This window comes from Nocardia terrae (genome assembly GCF_009760405.1).
In the GTDB taxonomy this organism is placed as follows: Bacteria; Actinomycetota; Actinomycetes; order Mycobacteriales; family Mycobacteriaceae; genus Nocardia; species Nocardia terrae.
On the sequence record NZ_WRPP01000003.1, the window covers coordinates 422,259 to 440,471 of the forward strand.

Here is an 18,213-nt window from a genome sequence, read left to right on the forward strand (position 1 = left end):
ACCTCGCCCAGCGCGTGCGCATTACCATCCGGAATCGGTAGCTCCGCCTCGACGCGGCTGCTCGGCATCTGGGCCCGGATCCTGGAATCCGCCGAGCCGCTCCGGCGACTTGGGCGGTGCGGTGGAGACGACCGGAGGCTCCGGAATCGCCAATTCCTTGGAGAGATCCGGCATTCCGGGAATGATGTCGGTCAGTTTGGGCAGCCGGTTCCGGTTCTGCGACACCGGGGCCATGATGTCGCGACTGCGGCGCGCCACCTCGGCGGACGCCTGCTGGGCGGCCTCGGTCACCGCCTTGGCGATCTCGGAGTACTCGAGTTCCTCGATACCGGAACCGAATCGGGTCTCGATGACAGTGCCGTCCGCGTTCACTGTGACGGTGACCCGCTTGCCGCGCACCGTGGCCGACGCGGTCAGGGCCGCGCGCTCACGCTGCAGTGCGGTGATGGTGCGCATCTGGTCCCGGAAGCCGTCGAGGATCTCCGCCAGATCGGACTTGGCCTGATCGTTGCTCATGCCTGCGCCACACCCTTGAACTGGTCGGCGTTCTCCTTCTCCTTCTTCTCCAGCTCCACGGCCGAGTCATGCTGTGACTTGGAGAAATTCGCAAAGGTGCCCGCCATGTTCTTGGCCCCGTCGACAATGTTCTTCTTGCTGGCCAGATATCCCTGTGCACCCTCGGCGAACTGCTTGCCGAGGCTGTCGCTGCCCCACGGCTCCCCCAGCCCGTCGGCGCTGGACTCGAAAGTGTCCACGACACCCTGGATTCCGTCCCGCACGTCACCAGTCTTTCGCGACGCCGTGATCAGCAGATCATGGTAGGACTCCAGCCGACCGCTCATGCTGTTGACCTTGTCAGCCCCGGGCAACCAGCCAGTAGCCGGAATCTTAACGGAGAGTGCCGATTCGGGCGGGAGGGCGCGGACCGTCGTTGCTGCCGCGCCCTCCGCCACGCTCAGATCTCGTCCTCGCCACGCCATTCCATCTGTTGCAGAATCCGATCGATGCTGCCCGCGAGGGCCGCGGCGAACTTGTGAGCGTCGACGCCGACCGCGATGGGCGTCTCGGGATCCAGATCGATCAGGTAGCGACCGTCGTCCGGCAGATCCCGCCACAGCAGCGTCGACACCGTCAAGCCGCGCGGACCGTACTTCGACCGGCCCGACACCACCCGCATCGCGCCGGTTCGCTCGGCCGGGGTGGAAAGAAAAGCGAGACTGCGTGTCTCGAGGGAGTCCTCGAACGAATCGAAGGCTCCGCCCATCGAGCTCTCGTAGGGATCCGGCGCGGGCGCGCCGCCCTTCACTATCGACACGGCCGGTTGCCAGCCCGCCTCCCGGGGCGGCAGCTGCGCGACCAGCAACGCGGGCATTTCCTCCGGCTCGCATTCGAACAGGGTGATATTGCCGCTGTGGTGCAGCGTTTCGCCGGGCTCCTGCCGGATCACGAAGGCACGCCGCCCCCGCCGCGCACCGTGCAACCGGAGCCGATGGGCCGGATTGCGGAAGTCGTTGTCCACCCAGGCCTGCGCGCCGACCCACACCTCCGGGCGCGCGATCACCTCGAAGGCCGTGCCGAAGCTCGGGCCCAGCTCCGCCAGGAGCCGGGCCTGCGTTTCGGCGATCTCCCGGTCGTAGTCGGACTCCAGCACGATGCGACTCGTGAAATGGAACGGCCGAGGCATCCGGCCTTCGTTGAAGCGCTCACACAGTGATTGGAATTCGAGATCGGTGAACTCCCACTTCATGACTCGATCACCGGCGCATGCGCCTCGACGTCGTGCGTCAATGCTTCGATGAAGTCGACCGGCGCGGGTTCGGCACCCGCGTGGACGCCGTCGGTGACTACCGGGACGGCGGGTGCGGCCGCCACACCCAGAACAGGCTGGGCAAGTTCGCCGTTCACACCCGCGCGATTGAAGAGGTTGGTGAACGACGGCTCATCCGGAGCCAGCGGCAGCGCGCCCGGCGCCCCCGGCGGCAGGCCTGCCGCCGGGGGCACACTCGCCGACGGCGTCCCGGTCACCTGACCGGCAGCCGGGCTGACCACCGAGCCGCCGGTCGGCGTGGTGCCGTCCGGCAACCCGGCGGCAGGCTGCGGGGTGTCGGTGGTGGGCAGACCGAGCAACTGCTTCAGATCGTTCAGCTTGTCCGGTGAACCCTCGAGCGCGGTGAGCGCGGTGGTCACCGTGTCCTGGGGAACCCCGAGCGCCTCCGCCAGCTTGGCGATATCGCCCGAGCCCAGCGCGGATTGAAGCTGCCCGAGGGTGGTGCCGAGTGACGACAGCCCCTGCAGGCCGGTCGAGGCGGCACTCGCCAGCGAGCTCAAGGTGCTCGCGATCGTCGACATTCCATCGGAACCGGAACCGCCGCTCGAGGTGTTGGTCGCCTGCGGCACGCCCGCACCCGAATTCGTCCCGGAGGGGTTGCCGCCGTTCGGATTCTGTCCATTGGGATTGGTCGCGTTGGGGTTGGTGCCGTTCGGCTTGGTGGCGTTCGGGTCCGGCTTGGTGGCGTTCGGGTCCGGCTTGTTCTCGAGGCCCGGAATCTTCGGTGTCTCAGGCTTGTACGCCCCGCCCGTATTGGCCCCGCCGCCGCTTCCGCCCCCGCTGTGGGACCCGCCGGTGTTCGCACCACCGGTGTCGGCCCCGCCTCCGTTGTCCTTGCTGCCGTCGTCTTTCTTGGTGCCGTCGTCCTTCTTGGTGCCGTCGTCCTTCTTGGTGCCGTCGTCCTTCGTAGTGCCGTCGTCCTTCTTGGTACCGTCGTCCTTCTTGGTGCCGTCATCCTTCTTTGTGCCGTCGTCGGTCGGCTTCTGGGGCGGCGGCAGCGGAGTCGGCGTGGCGAGCACGGGGAACGTCGCCGCGGTGTCCTTCATCGGCTTCTGGTAGTCATCCACCCACTCATCGCGGTAGTCGTCGGTATCCCAGGAGTCGTCGCAGCTGTCCGACTCCTTGTTCTGCGGCATGTTCTCCTTGGTGGAGGTCATCCATGTCGAAGTGAAGTTCAGCAGATCGCCGGTGGTCTTCATCGTCTCCACCCACGGCGCAAGGTCGGTGCAGTACTGCTTCACCGCCGCTTGCGCGGCGTCCGCGCCCCCATTGGGGACGGCGCTCTTCCAGGTGCCGTCGAGCGTCTGGATATTGTTCTGGAAGTCACCGACGTACTTGTCGACCTGCTCGCTCAACCACTTCCACATGTCTCCCGCGGTCGCGTAGGGAGCCGGCTGCATCGCCTGACCGAGGTTGTACATATCGTCCCAAGAGAGCGACTTCTTGCCCTCGACGTGAGGATCGAAGCCCGCCTTGGCCTTGGACTTGTCGTCCCTGAACTTCTTCAGGTCATCGGAGAGGTGGGTGGAATCGTCGATATCGTCGGCGTCCTTCTTACCCGGCGGATCCAGTTTGATATCGGCGGCCGTCGTCGGCATGGGCGTGCCGCGGTACTTGAAGTCGTCCGCGGAATTCGAATCCGCGTTGATGTACGCGCGCGCGGCGGCGTCGAAGGTCTCACCCATATCGGTGAGGATCGCGACGTGCGTATCGAAATCGTTCAGCAGTGCCGTACCCGACTTGTTGAACTCGTGGGTCAGCAGGTGACCGGAGGTCAGGGTGCCGATGTCCGCGAGCGAATCGAGACCCGCGCCGGAGGCCGTCTTCTTGAGCGCCAGTAGCTGGCCGATCAGGGTGGCGCAATACTGCTCGCCCTGGTCCGCCGAGCTGGGATCGAATTGGAGGGTGCCCGCCTTCGCCTGATCCATGAGTCCCGGCCAGGCTGTCTTGTCTTTGTTATCGTCTGCCATCGGTAACTACTGTCGCTCCGCCCAGTTTTCCGCTATCCGTGCCAGCACAGCCTACTGTCGTGAACTCCCAGTGGCGCACAAGGAAATTCGGGGCATGTGTGGCTGCTCGAGGATAGCCCGACGGCAGTGACTTCGTCGTCTGAGAAGATCGATACCCATGCGGATACTGGTGCAACGCGTGACATCGGCTCAGGTCAGCGTCGGCGGCGAGGTGGTCGGGAGCATCGATCCGGCCGTGCACGGGGCGGCGCAGGGGCTGGTCGCGCTGGTCGGTGTGACGCACACCGATACCGAGGCGACGGCGAAGGCAATGGCCGACAAGCTGTTCCGGCTGCGGATTCTGGACGGGGAGCGATCGGCCGCCGATCTGGACGCACCGATTCTGGTGATCAGCCAGTTCACGCTCTACGCCGACACCGCCAAAGGGCGACGACCGTCGTGGAACGCGGCCGCGCCCAGCCCGGTGGCGGAACCGTTGGTGGACACCTTCGCCGCCACCCTGCGCGAGCTCGGGGCCACCGTCGCCACCGGGCGGTTCGGGGCGCACATGCAGGTCGAACTCGTCAACGACGGGCCCGTCACCATCCTGCTCGAAGGCTGAGCCGGGTGAGCGGTGGTCGCGGCTAGGGTGGCGGGCATGCTGCTGTGGATCAACGGGCCATTCGGCGGAGGGAAGACGCATACCGCGTTCGAATTGCGTCGGCGGTTGCCGGGGAGTGTGGTGTGCGATCCCGAGGAGGTGGGGTTCGGGCTGCATCGGGTGATTCCGAGGGAGTTGCGGCCCGACTTTCAGGATCTAGCGGCTTGGCGGCAGGGGGTTTTCGAGACGCTCGATCTGGTGCTGAGCAAGCATGATGGTCCCGTGATCGCGCCGATGACCGTGGTGGAGCCCGCGTATTTCGCGGAGACCGTCGGGCGGTTGCGCGAAACCGGGCACGATGTGCGGCATTTCGCATTGATGGCGCGGCCCGAGACGGTGGTCCGGCGGCTGCGGGAGCGGGCGCTGGGCGGGTTGCGGCACGAGAGTTTCGCGCTCGATCAGGTCGATCGGTGCCTGAACGCGCTGGCGCGGCCCGAATTCGCCGAGCACATCCAGACCGATGAGCTCTCGCTGCGGGAGGTGGCCGATCGGATCGCCGCGTCCGCCGGGCTCACCCTCGCGCCCAACACCGACGGCCGACTCCGCACGCAACTGCGTCGAGTCCTGGTCGGCGTCAGGCATATTCGCTTGTTCTGAAGCTAGCGGACCCACTTGGACGTCAGGCCCGCGACGATGGAGCCGTCGAGGTCCGAGAGGCTGTCGGCAACGAAGGAGCGGGCGAAATCCGAAGTCTGCCAGCGGAAGACGATCGGGTATGCGGCGAGGGCCTGGAGTACCACCTCGGCCACTTGGTCCGCGGTCTGGGCGGTGCTGTATGCCCCGCGAGTGCGATTGATGTAGGCCTCCAGCGCCGGGGCGTAGGCACCGGCCGCTTCGATGGCGGCGGGCACGTCGATGCGTGCGTTGTTGACGAATTCCGTGGTCACCGCGCCGGGTTCGATCACACTCACCCCGACGCCGACCGTCGCGGCGACCGGCTCCAGACTCTGCATGAAGCCCTCGACCGCGAATTTCGCCGCGCAGTAGGCCTCGTTGAAGGGTTGCCCCACCGCCCCGCCGACGCTGGTCACCGTCACCACCCGCCCCTTGGAAGCCCGCAGCAGCGGCATCGCCGCCTTGGTCACCGCGACCACCCCGAAGAAGTTGACCTCCATCGCCCGCCGGATATCGGCCATCGGCAGATGTTCCACGGTGCCCACCACCGAGACCCCCGCGTTGTTGACCACGGCGTCCAGCCGGCCGTAGTCGGCGACCACGCCCGCCAGGCAATCCTCGATCGAGGCGGAGTCGGTGACATCCAGGCTCCGGACATCCGCGCCAGTCTCCCGAACCGGCCCGGCCTTGTCCAGGTTTCGCAAGGTCGCGACGGTCTTGTACCCCGCCTTCACCGCCGCGGCGGCGACCGCCAGCCCGATTCCACTAGAAGTTCCGGTGATGAGGACAACCTTGTCGGCCATCACCCCATCGAACCAGAACTCGGCCCGCCTCCGCCGCGCCACGCCCGAGCGATCAGGGATGGGGCGGCGGGAGGAACGCGACCGTACCGCCGATCAGGGTGCAGACGGCGTGGGTGCGCGGGTCCACCGCTGAACCGACGAGCCTCTTGACCCCGGTCCTCGATGAAAAACGAGAGCGGCGGACTCGACCCGATTCACCGGGTCGTGCGTCGATTGTCATTTGTGCCAGTAGTTTTCCGGGCCGGCCTTGTCCGCGGCGGCCTTTGCGGCGGGATCGGTCCAGTCGTCGGTGCTCGCGTCGCGGCTCAGGTTGATGTACAGCGCGGTCGTCTCGAAGACGTAGCGGGACTGATGGGCGCTGTAACCGGTGCGGCGGGCGCGGGAGGGATTGTTGTTGCAGACCTCGGCGCCCGCGCCGTCGTGTGGGCACCAGATCGCCCAATCCTGGGTCTGGCCCTTCATGGTGGCGTACATCTGGTCCGCGTCGGCGGTCGTGTTGAACGCCAGGACGTTCACCGAGACCATGATCTGGTTGGAGTCGTCGACGTAGGAGCCCGCCACCTGCTGGCCGCAGTTGTAGCTCCGCAGAATCGATTTCACGTTCGAGGACATGTCCGCGGTGATGCAGTCCATGACGCCGCTCGAGCGCAGGGTGTAATTCACGTTCTTGCCGTCCCGGAAGGATTGCGGCAGTAGCGCGCTCCCGGTGAACGGGGTCTTGTCGGTGGCCGCCGAGTCCAGGGACGCCCAGTTGAACGCGGGTGTGGTGGGGGTGGGCGGAGAGTAGGAGTACGAGGTGCTGGTGTAGGTGTAGGGCGAGTACGTCGAGGTCGACGACGCGTCGCCGTGATCGGAATGCCGCATGGCACGCACGCCCAGCACGATCAGGACGATCGCGACGACCGCGCCCGCCACCAGCGCGGCCGCCGGCCCACCCGACATGCGTTGCGGTTCCGGCGGTCTCACGGGAAAGAGCCCGGCGCCGGGCGGTGGCGGAGTCGGAGGAACCGAGGCACCGGCGCTCCAAGCAGGCTCGGTCGCAATCGCCGCCGGCTCCTCCACCGGTGTCATCACCGGCCGACCCGCCGGTTCGCCCACCGGCGACGGCGATTCGACGACCGGCCGAGTACGCATACCGATGGCGGACAACGCATCCCGGCGATCGGTTACCCCGTCCTCCGCACGGAACGCGGCCACCAAGGCCGCACGCCACTCACCCGCCGCGGGACGCGCCTCGGTGGCCGACGGGTTGTCGAAGGCCCGCTCGATCAGCGCGAGCAGACCCGCATCCAATCCGGACGGCAGCTCGGACCGCATGAACCACCGCCCGTTCACGAGCGCGGGCAGATTCGCTTCGAGCAACAGCGTTCGGTACACGAGCAACGCGACCCCGAGTCGGTCGCTGTACCGATCGTGCCCGGCGATCGCGCCGAAATGCACTCGGGGATCACCCCATCCATCGGCGATCCGCTGCCGGACCGGATCCGCCTGCGCCGAGCGCAGGCCGTCCCCACCCCGCAGATAGACGCCGCTGCGTGACCAGAGCAGGTTGTGGGGCGCGATATCCCCGTGCACCAACTCGTTCCGCTCGAGCATCTCGAAGAGCTCGCAGAACCGGATCGCCACCGCCACACGGGTTTCCGTCTCGACCGCGCTGTCGGCCGCGATCAGCTGGTCGAGCGTCTGCGGTATTCCGTCGGCACGCGCGAACTCATCGGATACCGCGGGCAGAATCACCCCGGCCAGAGCACCGTCCCGCCACACCTGATCGATCGGCCAGCTGATCGGCACCGGCACCGGCACCGCCGCCTGCTCCGCGCCCAGCACGATCCCCCGCCCGGTAGCGGTCACCTTGCCGACGCGATCGAGATCACCGGGATCGGTCAGCGGCGTCCCGAACTCGCGAAACAGCCGTGCCCGCCCAGCCTGATCCCGGCACTCGTGCAGCCAGGAACTCCCGTACGCGCCGCTGACGGTCGCACCATCGATGCTGTAGACATCACCCGACGCCCCGGTGATCCGAAACCGTTCCGGCACTCCGGCTCCCGATGGCGCGTTCGATTCCATCGGCGATTCCCCCTCCAAGCAAACTCCCGTCCGCGGCCAACCGTAGCGACACCCCCCAAACCGCGCCAATCGGACAAACGACCGCACCCGCCCCAGCGGCGCTGGAGCGGGTGCGGAAAGTGTTGCGCGGAGGCTACTCCGGGCGCAGCGTCAGGATGCGCGGGCCGTCTTCGGTGACGGCGACCGTGTGCTCCCAGTGGGCGGCGCGGGACCCGTCGTCGGTGACGACGGTCCAATGGTCGTCCAGCTCATGGGTTTCCGTGGTGCCGAGGGTCAGCATGGGCTCGATGGCGAGCACCGAGCCGACGCGCAGTTCGGGGCCCTTGCCGGGAGCGCCCTCGTTGGGCAGGAACGGGTCCATGTGCATCTCACGCCCGATGGCGTGGCCGCCGTAGCCGGAGACGATGCCGTATTTGCGGCCGTGCTCCTTCTCGGCGGCGTAGGTGCCCTGCTCGATGGCGTGCGAGACGTCGGAGAGGCGGTTGCCGGGGAGCATGGCGGCGATGCCGGCCTCCATCGAGAGCTTGGTCGCCTCCGACAGCAGGCGGTCCGCCTCGATGATGGTGCCGACACCGAAGGTCCACGCCGAATCGCCGTGCCAGCCTTCGAGAATCGCGCCGCAGTCGATGGAGACCAGGTCGCCCTCGGCCAGCACGTCGGTCTTGGACGGGATGCCGTGCACCACACGGTCGTTCACCGACGAGCAGATCGAACCCGGGAACCCGTGGTAGCCCTTGAACGACGGAATCGCCCCGGCCTCACGGATCACCGACTCGGCCACCTCGTCCAGCTCCAGGGTCGAGACCCCGGGCTTGGCGGCGGCCCGCACGGCCACCAGCGCGCGACCGACGATTGCGCCAGCCGCCGCCATGGCGTCCAATTCACCGGCGGTGCGGAAGGGCACCACCCGCTTGCTCTTTCGGCCGAAGACCATTCAGCGACCCAGCGCCTTCAGCGCACGCGCGTTGACCTCGTCGATCTCGCCGACGCCCTCGACCGAGACAACCTGTCCGTCGTAGTGCTCGAGCAGCGGCTCGGTCTCCTCGCGGTAGACGCGCATGCGGTTGCGGATGACCTCTTCGGTGTCGTCGCCGCGGCCGCGGGCCAGCATGCGCTCGACCACCACGTCCTCGTCGACCACGAAGGACAGCACGGCGTCGAGCGCCTGGCCCGACTCCTTGAGCATCTTCTCCAGCGCCTCGGCCTGATCCACGGTGCGCGGGTAGCCGTCCAGGATGAAGCCGTTGACAGCGTCCGGCTCGGCGATGCGCGCCTCGACCATGCGGTTGGTCACGTCCGAGGGCACCAGGTTGCCGGCGTCGAGGTACTGCTGCGCCTCACGGCCCAGCGGCGTCTGCTCCGCGATGTTGGTGCGGAAGAGGTTCCCGGTGGAGATGTGCGGAACACCGAGCTTTTCCGACAACAGTTCGGCCTGGGTGCCTTTCCCGGCACCGGGCGGTCCGAGCAGTACGAGTCTCACTTCAGGAACCCTTCGTAGTTTCGGTTCATCAACTGGCTCTCGATCTGTTTCACGGTATCGAGGCCGACGCTCACAACAATCAGCACCGCGGTACCACCGAACGGCAGGTTCGTCATACCGCCCGAGGCCCCGATCCCGAGGAGCAGGTTCGGCAGAACAGCGACAGCACCGAGGTAAATGGAGCCGGGGAGGGTGATCCGGCTCAAGACATAGTTCAAGTAGTCCGCGGTCGGCTTGCCCGGACGGTAACCGGGGATGAAGCCGCCGAACTTCTTCATCTCGTCCGCGCGCTCCTCCGGGTTGAAGGTGATCGCGACATAGAAGTAGGTGAAGAACACGATCAACGCGAAGTAGATGCCCACGTAGACCGGGTTGGACGGATTGACCAGATACTTCTGGATCAACTCCTGCCACTTGGCCGGGTTCCCCGAGGACTTCTGGGTCAACTGCGCCAACAGGTTCGGCAGATACAACAGCGACGAGGCGAAGATGACCGGGATGACACCGGCCTGGTTCACCTTCAACGGCAGATACGTCGAGGACCCGCCGTACATCTTGCGACCGACCACACGCTTGGCGTACTGCACCGGAATCCGGCGCTGGCCCTGCTCGACGAAGATCACGCCGACGATGACCACGACGGCGGCGGCACCGACCAGAGCGGTGGTGATCCAGCCGCGGCTGTCGTAGATCTGCTTGCCCTCGGAGGGGATACGGGCGGCGATACCCGCGAAGATCAACAGCGACATGCCGTTACCGATGCCGCGCTCGGTGATCTGCTCGCCGAACCACATGACCAGGGCCGCGCCCGCGGTCATGACCAGCACGATGATGATCATGCCGAAGATCGAGGTGTCGTCGAGAATTGCTTTGGGGCAGCCGCGAAGCAGCTGTCCGCGGGAGGCGAGCGCGACCAGACCGGTCGACTGCAGCACGGCCAGCGCGATGGACAGATATCGCGTGTACTGGGTCATCTTGTTCTGACCCGACTGGCCCTCCTTGCGGAGTTCCTCGAACCGCGGAATGACAACGGTCAGCAGCTGAATAATGATGCTCGCCGTGATGTACGGCATGATGCCGATCGCGAACACCGAAAGCTGCAGCAGCGCACCACCCGAGAAGAGGTTGATGAGCTGATAGATACCGGCGGAATCACCGCCGTTGACGATCTTGACGCACTCTTGAACGTTCTTGTAACTGACGCCCGGCGAGGGCAGCGACGCACCGAGCCGGTAGAGCGCGATCAGTCCCAGCGTGAAGAGAATCTTCCGCCGTAAGTCCGGGGTCCGGAAAGCCGACACGAAGGCGGAAAGCACAGATCCTCCTGGCTAACGACATAGGTCAGGCCACGGATTCAGCGATGAGAACGCCGAGAACCATGACGGTGTTGGCAGACAACACTTGAACTCTAACAGCGACACCGGGCGAGCTCGCGACTCGCCCGGTGCCATTGCTACTTCAGGTTACCGTCAGGCCAGCTCGGTGGCGGTGCCACCGGCCGCGACGATCTTCTCCTTGGCGGAGCCGGAGAACTTGTCCGCCGAAACCTGCACGGCCACAGCGATTTCGCCCTCGGCGAGCACCTTCACGAGCTCGTTCTTGCGAACGAGGCCCTTGGCGACCAGCTCGGCCTTGCCGATGGTGCCGCCCTCGGGGAACACCCGAGCGATGTCACCGACGTTCACGACCTGGTACTCGGTGCGGAACGGGTTGGTGAAGCCCTTGAGCTTGGGCAGACGCATGTGAATCGGCATCTGACCGCCCTCGAAGCGGACCGGGACATTCTTGCGAGCCTTCGTACCCTTGGTACCGCGGCCCGCGGTCTTGCCCTTGGAACCCTCACCGCGACCCACGCGGGTCTTCTCGGTCTTGGCGCCGGGGGCAGGACGCAGGTGGTGCAACTTGATGGTCATGCTTAGACCTCCTCAACTTCCACGAGGTGGCGCACGACGTTGATCAGGCCGCGGTTCTGCGCGTTGTCCTCACGCACCACGACCTTGCGGATGCCGCGCAGCCCGAGGGTGCGCAGCGAATCCCGCTGATTCGCCTTGGCGCCGATGCTGGACTTGACCTGGGTCACTTTCAGCTGTGCCATATCTAGACTCCCTGTCCCGCGCGCGCACGCAGCATGCCGGCCGGGGCGACGTCCTCGAGGGGCAGGCCACGACGGGCCGCGACCTCTTCGGGACGCTGCAGCATCTTCAGAGCCGCAACGGTGGCGTGCACGACGTTGATGGCGTTGTCGCTACCGAGCGACTTGGCCAGAACATCATGGATGCCGGCGCATTCGAGCACGGCACGGCAGGCGCCACCGGCGATCACACCGGTACCGGGCGAAGCCGGACGCAGCATGACGACACCGGCCGCGGCCTCACCCTGAACCGGGTGGGTCACGGTGGAGCCGATCATCGGAACGCGGAAGAAGTTCTTGCGAGCCTCTTCGACGCCCTTCTGGATGGCCGCGGGAACTTCCTTGGCCTTGCCGTAGCCGACGCCGACCAGACCGTTGCCGTCACCGACGATCACGAGGGCGGTGAAGCTGAAGCGACGACCACCCTTCACGACCTTGGAGACGCGGTTGATCGCGACGACGCGCTCGAGCTGGTTCTTCTCGGCGGCATTGTCCCGGCGATTGTCGTCGCGACGGCCACGGCCGCCACCACGCTGATCGCGGTCGTTGTTGCCACCATTCTGTCCGGCGGGACCGTTGTTTCCGCCGTCACGCCGCTGACGTCCCGGCATCAGACGTTCCCTTCGTTCGCGCAGGCGGTGCCTGCAATGTGCGCAGTGTTGATCATCAGAACTTCAGCCCACCTTCACGGGCGGCATCGGCGAGAGCCGCGATACGGCCGTGGTAGTCGTGACCACCACGGTCGAACACGACCGCCTCGACGCCGGCGGCCTTGGCGCGGGCGGCGATGAGCTCGCCGACCTTGGCGCCCTTGGCGGACTTGTCACCCTCGAGCGCACGCACATCGGCCTCGATGGACGACGCGGCGGCAATGGTCTTGCCGACGGAGTCGTCGATCAGCTGGGCGTGCAGGTGGCGCGAGGAGCGGTTGACCACCAGGCGCGGACGCTCGGTGGTGCCGACGACCTTCTTGCGCAGACGGAAATGACGACGCGTCTTCGACAGACGACGAGTGGTCGAGATGTCCTTACCGACCGGCTTGCGGGCGGCCTTCTGCTTTTCGGTTTGTGCCATGGCTTACTTACCCGTCTTTCCGACCTTGCGGCGAACGACCTCGCCGGCGTAGCGGATGCCCTTGCCCTTGTACGGGTCGGGCTTACGCAGGCCGTGGATCACCGCGGCGATCTGGCCGACCTTCTGCTTGTCGATGCCGGACACCGAGAACTTGGTCGGGGACTCCACCGCGAAGGTGATGCCCTCGGGGGCGTCGACCGGAACCGGATGGCTGTAGCCCAGGGCGAACTCGAGGTTCGAGCCCTTGGCGGCCACGCGGTAACCGACGCCGAAGATTTCCATCTTCTTCTCGTAACCCTTGGTGACGCCCTCGATCATGTTGCTGATCAGGGTGCGGGTCAGGCCGTGCAGCGAGCGGTTCTGACGCTCGTCGTTCGGGCGAACGACCTCGAGCTCACCGGACTCCGCGCGGGTGACGGTGATCGGCTCGGCCACCACGTGCGACAGGGTGCCCTTGGAACCCTTCACGGTGATGTTCTGGCCGTCGATGGTCACCTCGACGCCGGCGGGAACCGGGATCGGCTTCTTACCGATACGCGACATTGTTCCTACCTCCCTTACCAGACGTAGGCGAGGACTTCGCCGCCCACGCCCTGCTGCTTGGCCTGACGGTCAGTGAGCAGACCGGAGGACGTGGAGATAATCGCCACGCCGAGGCCGCCGAGCACCTTGGGCAGGTTGGTGGACTTCGCGTAAACCCGGAGGCCCGGCTTCGACACGCGGCGGACGCCCTGGAGGGAGCGCTCACGCGAGGGGCCGTACTTCAGGTCGACGATCAGGTTCTTGCCGACGGTGGCGTCTTCGACGCGGTAGTCGGCGATGTAGCCCTCGCGCTTGAGGATCTCGGCGATGTTCACCTTGAGCTTCGAGTGCGGAGCCTTCACCTGATCGTGGTACGCCGAGTTGGCGTTGCGCAGACGGGTCAAGAAGTCTGCGATGGGATCGGTCATGGTCATGTTCGACCGTTACCTCTCTCGCCGCGGTTCCCATTCAGCACCGTCAAAGGGCGGTCGTGGGCCTACGACAAATAGGGGCGGTCCAGCCGGGGTTGCCCGACCGGATTGAGCACTTGCGCCCGGAGCAACCGCCACACGCGAGACCACGTATGGACACAGCTGTGCCCGAGCAACCGGTCTAGTGTAGACAACCGCAGATCAGCGACCAAATCGGGGGGCCGAGGAGGAGCTGTGAAACGTGTCATCGGAACGATTCTCGCCATCTCGTCCGTGACCGCCGGTCTCACGGCGGTGGCCTGCTCGAGCACCATCGACGGGCAGGGCGTGGCCAACGAGGCGGACGTCACCGCCTACCGATCCTCGGTCGCGAGCGTCTCCAGTTCCGCGGCCGCCGCACACGCGGCCTCGGACCAGGGCGCGGTCTGCGGCGCGTTCCTCGCCGGCGCGCTGGACGCCAACTTCAAGATCGACGCCGTCGCGCAGAAGGCCGACCAGAACGCATCCCGCGACGAGGCCCTCCCCGCGATCAACGATGCCGCCACCGCCCTCGACACCGCGGGCAAGAACGTCAGCGACGCCCTCGTCGGCACCTCCCTCCCCGCCGACTTCAAATCCACCCTGACCGAATACTCCCGAGCCGCAACAGCATTCGGCACCCAAATGACCAAACTCGGCCAGGGCACCAGCAACCACGACGACTTCACGTCCGCCCAGGACCGCTACGTCGCCGCCAAGAACGCTGCCCTCGACTCCTGCTCTTGACGTCGATATAGCATCACATAGCATCAAACGCTATACTCGGCCCATGACTCGAACCATCACCCAAGCCGAGCTGCGCAATGGAAGTGCGGGCGTGATGGATGCGTTGGAGGCCGGAGAAGACTTCGTCATCACCCGCAACGGACGACCGGTCGGCGAACTGAAGCCGATATCCGCTCGCCGCGAAATGACGACCGCGGAACTCAAAGCGCTGATCGCGCGCATCGGGCGCAACGGCTCGGGCGAGGAAGAGCGCGCGGAGATCGATTCCGCTTTCGGGGAGGATCGCCTCGATGACTGAGGTATCCACGGAACGGTTCCCCGAAGGCATGCTGGACACCTGCGTTCTCATCGATATCGATCTCATCGAGGACTCCGAACTGCCTGTGCGACCGCGGATCAGCACGGTGACGCTCGCCGAGCTCGGGTTGGGGATAGCCCTCGCCACCACACCCCAGGCGCTGGCCCTGCGTACGGAGCGTCTACTAGCGATCGAGCATGGCTTCGATGCACTGCCGTTCTGCACCGCATCGGCTCGACGGTTCACGTCGATGGCGAAACTCGTTGTCGCATCAGGCCGCAGCCCGAAGCCCCGGAAGATGGACTTGATGATCGCTGCCATCGCCTCGGCAAACGACCTGCCGTTGTTCACCCGCAACGCCGACGATTTCAAAGCGTTGGAACCGCTGCTGACCGTCGTACCGGTGTGAGACCACGCGTCAGTGGGCGGAGCCGAGGCAGAGGGCCTTGGGGATGCTGCCGGGGAGTTGGTAGTCGAAGGTGGCGATGGAGCCCTTGATGCTGGTGCACATGGTTTCGCTCGTCATCGTGGCCAGCAGCTTGTAGTCGGCGTCGGAGCTGGTGCAGGAGGTGACGGTGAGGTCGTTGGCGCCGGACTTGTGCAGGCAGTCGCCCTGTTTGGCGTTGTCGATGGTGCGGGTCGGGTCGGAATCCTTTGCGATCAGGCAGAATACGATGCCCGTGCCGAAGGCGCCCATGCCCTTCTTGGCCTTCAGCAAGTAGCTGTAGGTGGATTGCGTACCCGTGACGTTGTTGCAGGCCATGTCCGTCATGAACTCGGTGGCGTCGGGGCGGGCCAGGACCCGGTAGACCGCGGTGCGGTCGGTGCAGTCGACCTTCTGGACAGTGCTGCCCGCGGTGTCGGTGAGGCAGTCGCCCTTCTGGGCCGCGTTCGCGGCGTGCGCGGGATCGGCGCCCTTGACGCCGACGCAGATCGAGCCGCTGCCCTTGTCGTTGTAGACGTATTCGGTGCCCGCGACATCCACGCAGCGTTCGTGCGCCTTCCCGCTTCCGGCCCGGTCGAGCACGACGAATCCGGCGTCCGAGGAGGAACACGACACCTTGTCGAATCCGTCATCCCCGGACTTCTTCAGGCAATCACCCTGCTGCACAGCACTGGTGGATCCGATCAACCCGCACCCGCTGGTGAACAACGCCAACAACAGCGCCGAAACCGCAACCGCCCAACGCATCCCGAACCCTCCCCGTAACCACCCATTTCGGACGAGTCGTCACGGTAGCGCGCCGCATGCGACGAGGACCAATCGAATGGCTCAGCGCACGGCCGTTCAGCCGAGGACGAACGGGAGTCTCGTTGCCAGGTCGCCGAGTTCGGTCTGCTCTGCGCTGGTCGGGGCACGGCGGCCGGTGCCGATCAGCAGTGCGTCCTTGTCGGACATCGATGCGGGGAAGGTGGTGCCCGCGATCTGCTCCAGCATTCGGCGCGACTCGGCGAGGGCTTCGGCGGGTGGTTCGGATCGGCCCGGGAGGTGCGCGATCAGGTCGAGGTGGTGCAGGGTCCATTCCAGGACGTATGCGCCGAGATAGTCGCTCGCGGTGAGGACCTCGTCGCGGGTCTCGACACGCAGGGCGGGGTCGGCGAGTTCGGCGGCGCGACCGGCCGCGGAGCCGACGTCGTCGAGGTGGAACCGCAGCAGTGCCGGCTGCTGGTAGGCCGCGGCGAGCCGCACGATCAGCGCGTCGAGCGGGTCGTCGCCGGTCGGCGGTGTGCCGGTGACGTTCCAGTAGGACACCGCGTCGCGGGTCGGTTCCGTGTCGGCGGGCGTCACCAGGGTGATCAGCACGTCCTGAGCGTCAATGATCAGGTGGCACACCAGATCCCGCACCAGCCACCCGGCACACCCCGACGGCTGCGCGAAGTCCTCGTCCCGAAGCTCGGCAACCGCCGCGCGCAATGCTGTCCACGATCGAGAGAACAGAGCCACCGCCCCAACCTAACCCGATTCACCAGAGGACGGCGGCCGATCGTCGGCTAGTGTGTCCGTCCGGTACGTGAGTTGGATGCGATGGCAAGGGAGTTCGGGCCGATGCCGTATGTGACCACGGACGATGGCAGCACGGTCCACTTTCTGGACAGCGAAACCGACGGTCCGGCATTGCTGCTGGGACACGGGTTCTTCATGGACGCCGAGATGTGGCTTCCGCAGTGGGAGGGGCTGGCCGACCGGTATCGGGTGATCGCGGTGGATGCGCGCGGGCACGGGCGGACCGAGGATGTCGGAAGGCCGTTCACCTATTGGGATTCGGCGTGGGACGGTTGGCGGGTCGCCGATGCGCTCGGGCTGGATCGCGTGGTGGTCGGCGGGCTGTCACAGGGTGGGTTCACCGCGCTGCGGATGGCGTTGCTGCAGCCTGGTCGCACCCGCGGGCTGGTGTTGATCGGGACCACCGGCGCCGCCTACACCGAGCAGGAGCGGGAAGGCTTCGAGCGGGCCGTCGTGCGGAGCTGGGTCGGCGGGACGGTGCCGGTCGAGGACATCGCGCCGACGATGGCCGCGGTCATGATCGGTGGCGACCGCGACCGCCATCAGCGGCCGTGGGTGGAGAAATGGCGGGCCGGCGACCGCGCCCGGCTCGCGGAGGCCGCGCACTGCCTCATCGATCGCGAGGACATCACGGCACTGCTCGCGGAGATCACCGCGCCCGCGCTGCTGCTGCGCGGAATCGGCGACCAGTCCTTCACCCATGAACATCTGCGGGTGCTGGCCGACGGGCTGGGCGGCCCGGCGGAATTGAAGACCATCTCCGCGGTGACGGCCGCCCACGTCTGCAATCTCACCCACCCCGAACTGGTGACTCCCGAGATCCGGGCATTCCTGGACGGCCTCCCGGCCTGATCAGTTCTCACCATCGGTCGGCAGACACAGGATCAGCCAGCCCGAGGCGGCCGGAATCCGCGATTCCCGAACCACTCTCATGGTCCCGGTGCTCGGCGACCAGACCCGGCGCTCGACATCCGGGCGCCGGACGTAGACGGCGCCGGAGGCCCACATGCGGCGGAACTCGCCACTGGTCGCGGCCAGCTCGCGGACGATGTCGCCGGTGGGACCGCCGGGCTCGACCGCGCAATAGTGGCGCAGCACGCCCGCGATGACCAGGGCGTCGAAGTGCCAGTCCGGCAGCACCAGTTTGGCGCGCGGATCGCCGAACATCCAGTGCGGCATGGATTTCGCTTCCACCATTCCCGGGAACAGCGCGCGGAAGGGATCGTTCGCGGCGCCGAAATCCCAGCCCCCCATCCAGGCCGCCGGGATCGTGAGCCGGTCGAGCAGCGTCACCATGTCCGCGGCCGAGGCGGCCTCACCCAGGGAGAAGTCGGGCCGACCGGCCAGTGCCCGCAGGTGCGCGTGCTCGTGCTCGTCGAAGCACATCGCGTCGCCGAGGGCGGTCAGTGCCCGGTCCCCCACGCTGACCTTGTCGCCCTGCTCGAGTTTCTGCACGGTACCGAGTCCGATGTGGGCGTGCTCGGACAGTTGCCGCTGAGTCCACTTGCGCCGCAGCCGCAGTCGTTTCACGAAGGCGGCCATGGTCGGTATCTCGACGTCGACCCCATCGTCGAACTGCATGTA

24 protein-coding genes are annotated in these 18,213 nt (G+C 66.4%); 6 read left to right on the forward strand and 18 right to left on the reverse strand.

Annotated features, from left to right (window positions below):
- Positions 1 to 21: 21 nt before the first annotated feature.
- The 4 genes from GPX89_RS17280 to GPX89_RS17295 form a co-directional block, all read right to left on the reverse strand.
- Entirely contained in the window at positions 22 to 516 is a 495-nt protein-coding gene (locus tag GPX89_RS17280) for a YbaB/EbfC family nucleoid-associated protein (RefSeq protein WP_198347480.1), read from the reverse strand.
- A complete protein-coding gene (locus GPX89_RS17285) occupies positions 513 to 842 on the reverse strand; it encodes a hypothetical protein (protein ID WP_157388581.1) in 330 nt (109 codons plus the stop codon). The genes GPX89_RS17280 and GPX89_RS17285 overlap by 4 nt, the downstream gene beginning before the upstream one ends.
- 113 nt (positions 843 to 955) lie before the next feature.
- Positions 956 to 1,747: an ESX secretion-associated protein EspG gene (locus GPX89_RS17290; protein WP_157388582.1), complete on the reverse strand. Its 792-nt coding sequence runs from the start codon at positions 1,745 to 1,747 to the stop codon at positions 956 to 958.
- On the reverse strand, positions 1,744 to 3,798 hold the full coding sequence (locus GPX89_RS17295) for a hypothetical protein (RefSeq protein ID WP_157388583.1): 2,055 nt from the start codon (positions 3,796 to 3,798) through the stop codon (positions 1,744 to 1,746). Before GPX89_RS17295 ends, GPX89_RS17290 begins: the two co-directional genes overlap by 4 nt.
- A 157-nt stretch (positions 3,799 to 3,955) precedes the next feature.
- Here GPX89_RS17295 and dtd point away from each other — a divergent pair, with 157 nt between their 5' ends.
- Positions 3,956 to 4,399: a D-aminoacyl-tRNA deacylase gene (gene dtd / locus GPX89_RS17300; RefSeq protein ID WP_157388584.1), complete on the forward strand. Its 444-nt coding sequence runs from the start codon at positions 3,956 to 3,958 to the stop codon at positions 4,397 to 4,399.
- Between the two features lie 36 nt (positions 4,400 to 4,435).
- Positions 4,436 to 5,035, forward strand: a complete 600-nt coding sequence (locus tag GPX89_RS17305; protein WP_157388585.1) for an AAA family ATPase — start codon at positions 4,436 to 4,438, stop codon at positions 5,033 to 5,035.
- Positions 5,036 to 5,037: 2 nt separating this feature from the next.
- Here GPX89_RS17305 and GPX89_RS17310 read toward each other — a convergent pair whose 3' ends face one another.
- The 11 genes from GPX89_RS17310 to rpsH form a co-directional block, all read right to left on the reverse strand.
- Positions 5,038 to 5,856 carry an SDR family NAD(P)-dependent oxidoreductase gene (locus tag GPX89_RS17310; protein WP_157388586.1) on the reverse strand — a complete coding sequence of 273 codons (819 nt, stop codon included), beginning with the start codon at positions 5,854 to 5,856 and terminating at the stop codon, positions 5,038 to 5,040.
- A gap of 216 nt (positions 5,857 to 6,072) precedes the next feature.
- On the reverse strand, positions 6,073 to 7,893 hold the full coding sequence (locus GPX89_RS17315) for a serine/threonine-protein kinase (RefSeq protein WP_157388587.1): 1,821 nt from the start codon (positions 7,891 to 7,893) through the stop codon (positions 6,073 to 6,075).
- 163 nt (positions 7,894 to 8,056) lie between these two features.
- Positions 8,057 to 8,857, reverse strand: coding sequence for a type I methionyl aminopeptidase (gene map, locus GPX89_RS17320; RefSeq protein ID WP_157388588.1), 801 nt, complete (start codon positions 8,855 to 8,857; stop codon positions 8,057 to 8,059).
- Positions 8,858 to 9,403 (reverse strand): adenylate kinase, encoded by a 546-nt coding sequence (locus GPX89_RS17325; protein WP_328601931.1) that lies wholly within the window; start codon positions 9,401 to 9,403, stop codon positions 8,858 to 8,860.
- Positions 9,400 to 10,719: a preprotein translocase subunit SecY gene (secY, locus tag GPX89_RS17330; RefSeq protein ID WP_328601932.1), complete on the reverse strand. Its 1,320-nt coding sequence runs from the start codon at positions 10,717 to 10,719 to the stop codon at positions 9,400 to 9,402. The genes GPX89_RS17325 and secY overlap by 4 nt, the downstream gene beginning before the upstream one ends.
- Before the next feature lie 153 nt (positions 10,720 to 10,872).
- The gene (rplO, locus tag GPX89_RS17335; RefSeq protein WP_051177955.1) at positions 10,873 to 11,316 is read right to left on the reverse strand and encodes a 50S ribosomal protein L15; all 444 of its coding nucleotides are present in this window, start codon (positions 11,314 to 11,316) and stop codon (positions 10,873 to 10,875) included.
- Between the two features lie 2 nt (positions 11,317 to 11,318).
- Entirely contained in the window at positions 11,319 to 11,498 is a 180-nt protein-coding gene (rpmD, locus tag GPX89_RS17340; RefSeq protein WP_157388589.1) for a 50S ribosomal protein L30, read from the reverse strand.
- A 2-nt stretch (positions 11,499 to 11,500) separates the two neighbouring features.
- A complete protein-coding gene (rpsE, locus tag GPX89_RS17345; protein ID WP_033087351.1) occupies positions 11,501 to 12,145 on the reverse strand; it encodes a 30S ribosomal protein S5 in 645 nt (214 codons plus the stop codon).
- Positions 12,146 to 12,200: 55 nt separating this feature from the next.
- On the reverse strand, positions 12,201 to 12,608 hold the full coding sequence (gene rplR, locus GPX89_RS17350; RefSeq protein WP_157388590.1) for a 50S ribosomal protein L18: 408 nt from the start codon (positions 12,606 to 12,608) through the stop codon (positions 12,201 to 12,203).
- Positions 12,609 to 12,611: 3 nt separating this feature from the next.
- Complete coding sequence (gene rplF, locus GPX89_RS17355) at positions 12,612 to 13,151, reverse strand: 50S ribosomal protein L6 (RefSeq protein ID WP_157388591.1); 540 nt, start codon at positions 13,149 to 13,151, stop codon at positions 12,612 to 12,614.
- A 14-nt stretch (positions 13,152 to 13,165) separates the two neighbouring features.
- Positions 13,166 to 13,564, reverse strand: coding sequence for a 30S ribosomal protein S8 (gene rpsH / locus GPX89_RS17360; protein ID WP_040804311.1), 399 nt, complete (start codon positions 13,562 to 13,564; stop codon positions 13,166 to 13,168).
- Between the two features lie 231 nt (positions 13,565 to 13,795).
- Here rpsH and GPX89_RS17365 point away from each other — a divergent pair, with 231 nt between their 5' ends.
- The 3 genes from GPX89_RS17365 to GPX89_RS17375 are packed head-to-tail and all read left to right on the forward strand — an operon-like array spanning position 13,796 to position 15,033.
- Complete coding sequence (locus tag GPX89_RS17365; RefSeq protein WP_157388592.1) at positions 13,796 to 14,326, forward strand: hypothetical protein; 531 nt, start codon at positions 13,796 to 13,798, stop codon at positions 14,324 to 14,326.
- 43 nt (positions 14,327 to 14,369) lie between these two features.
- Positions 14,370 to 14,624: a type II toxin-antitoxin system Phd/YefM family antitoxin gene (locus tag GPX89_RS17370; protein ID WP_157388593.1), complete on the forward strand. Its 255-nt coding sequence runs from the start codon at positions 14,370 to 14,372 to the stop codon at positions 14,622 to 14,624.
- A 28-nt stretch (positions 14,625 to 14,652) separates the two neighbouring features.
- Positions 14,653 to 15,033, forward strand: coding sequence for a type II toxin-antitoxin system VapC family toxin (locus GPX89_RS17375; protein ID WP_157388594.1), 381 nt, complete (start codon positions 14,653 to 14,655; stop codon positions 15,031 to 15,033).
- Between the two features lie 9 nt (positions 15,034 to 15,042).
- Here GPX89_RS17375 and GPX89_RS17380 read toward each other — a convergent pair whose 3' ends face one another.
- Both GPX89_RS17380 and GPX89_RS17385 read right to left on the reverse strand, forming a co-directional pair.
- Positions 15,043 to 15,816 carry an LppU/SCO3897 family protein gene (locus GPX89_RS17380; protein WP_157388595.1) on the reverse strand — a complete coding sequence of 258 codons (774 nt, stop codon included), beginning with the start codon at positions 15,814 to 15,816 and terminating at the stop codon, positions 15,043 to 15,045.
- Between the two features lie 96 nt (positions 15,817 to 15,912).
- Positions 15,913 to 16,569, reverse strand: coding sequence for a maleylpyruvate isomerase N-terminal domain-containing protein (locus tag GPX89_RS17385; protein WP_328601933.1), 657 nt, complete (start codon positions 16,567 to 16,569; stop codon positions 15,913 to 15,915).
- Between the two features lie 102 nt (positions 16,570 to 16,671).
- Between GPX89_RS17385 and GPX89_RS17390 the strand changes: the two genes are divergently transcribed.
- Positions 16,672 to 17,481, forward strand: coding sequence for an alpha/beta fold hydrolase (locus tag GPX89_RS17390; RefSeq protein WP_157388596.1), 810 nt, complete (start codon positions 16,672 to 16,674; stop codon positions 17,479 to 17,481).
- On the opposite strand, the gene GPX89_RS17395 is transcribed toward GPX89_RS17390, so the two are convergent.
- Positions 17,482 to 18,210 carry an MmyB family transcriptional regulator gene (locus tag GPX89_RS17395; protein ID WP_157388597.1) on the reverse strand — a complete coding sequence of 243 codons (729 nt, stop codon included), beginning with the start codon at positions 18,208 to 18,210 and terminating at the stop codon, positions 17,482 to 17,484. It lies immediately after the preceding gene.
- Between the last annotated feature and the right edge of the window lie 3 nt (positions 18,211 to 18,213).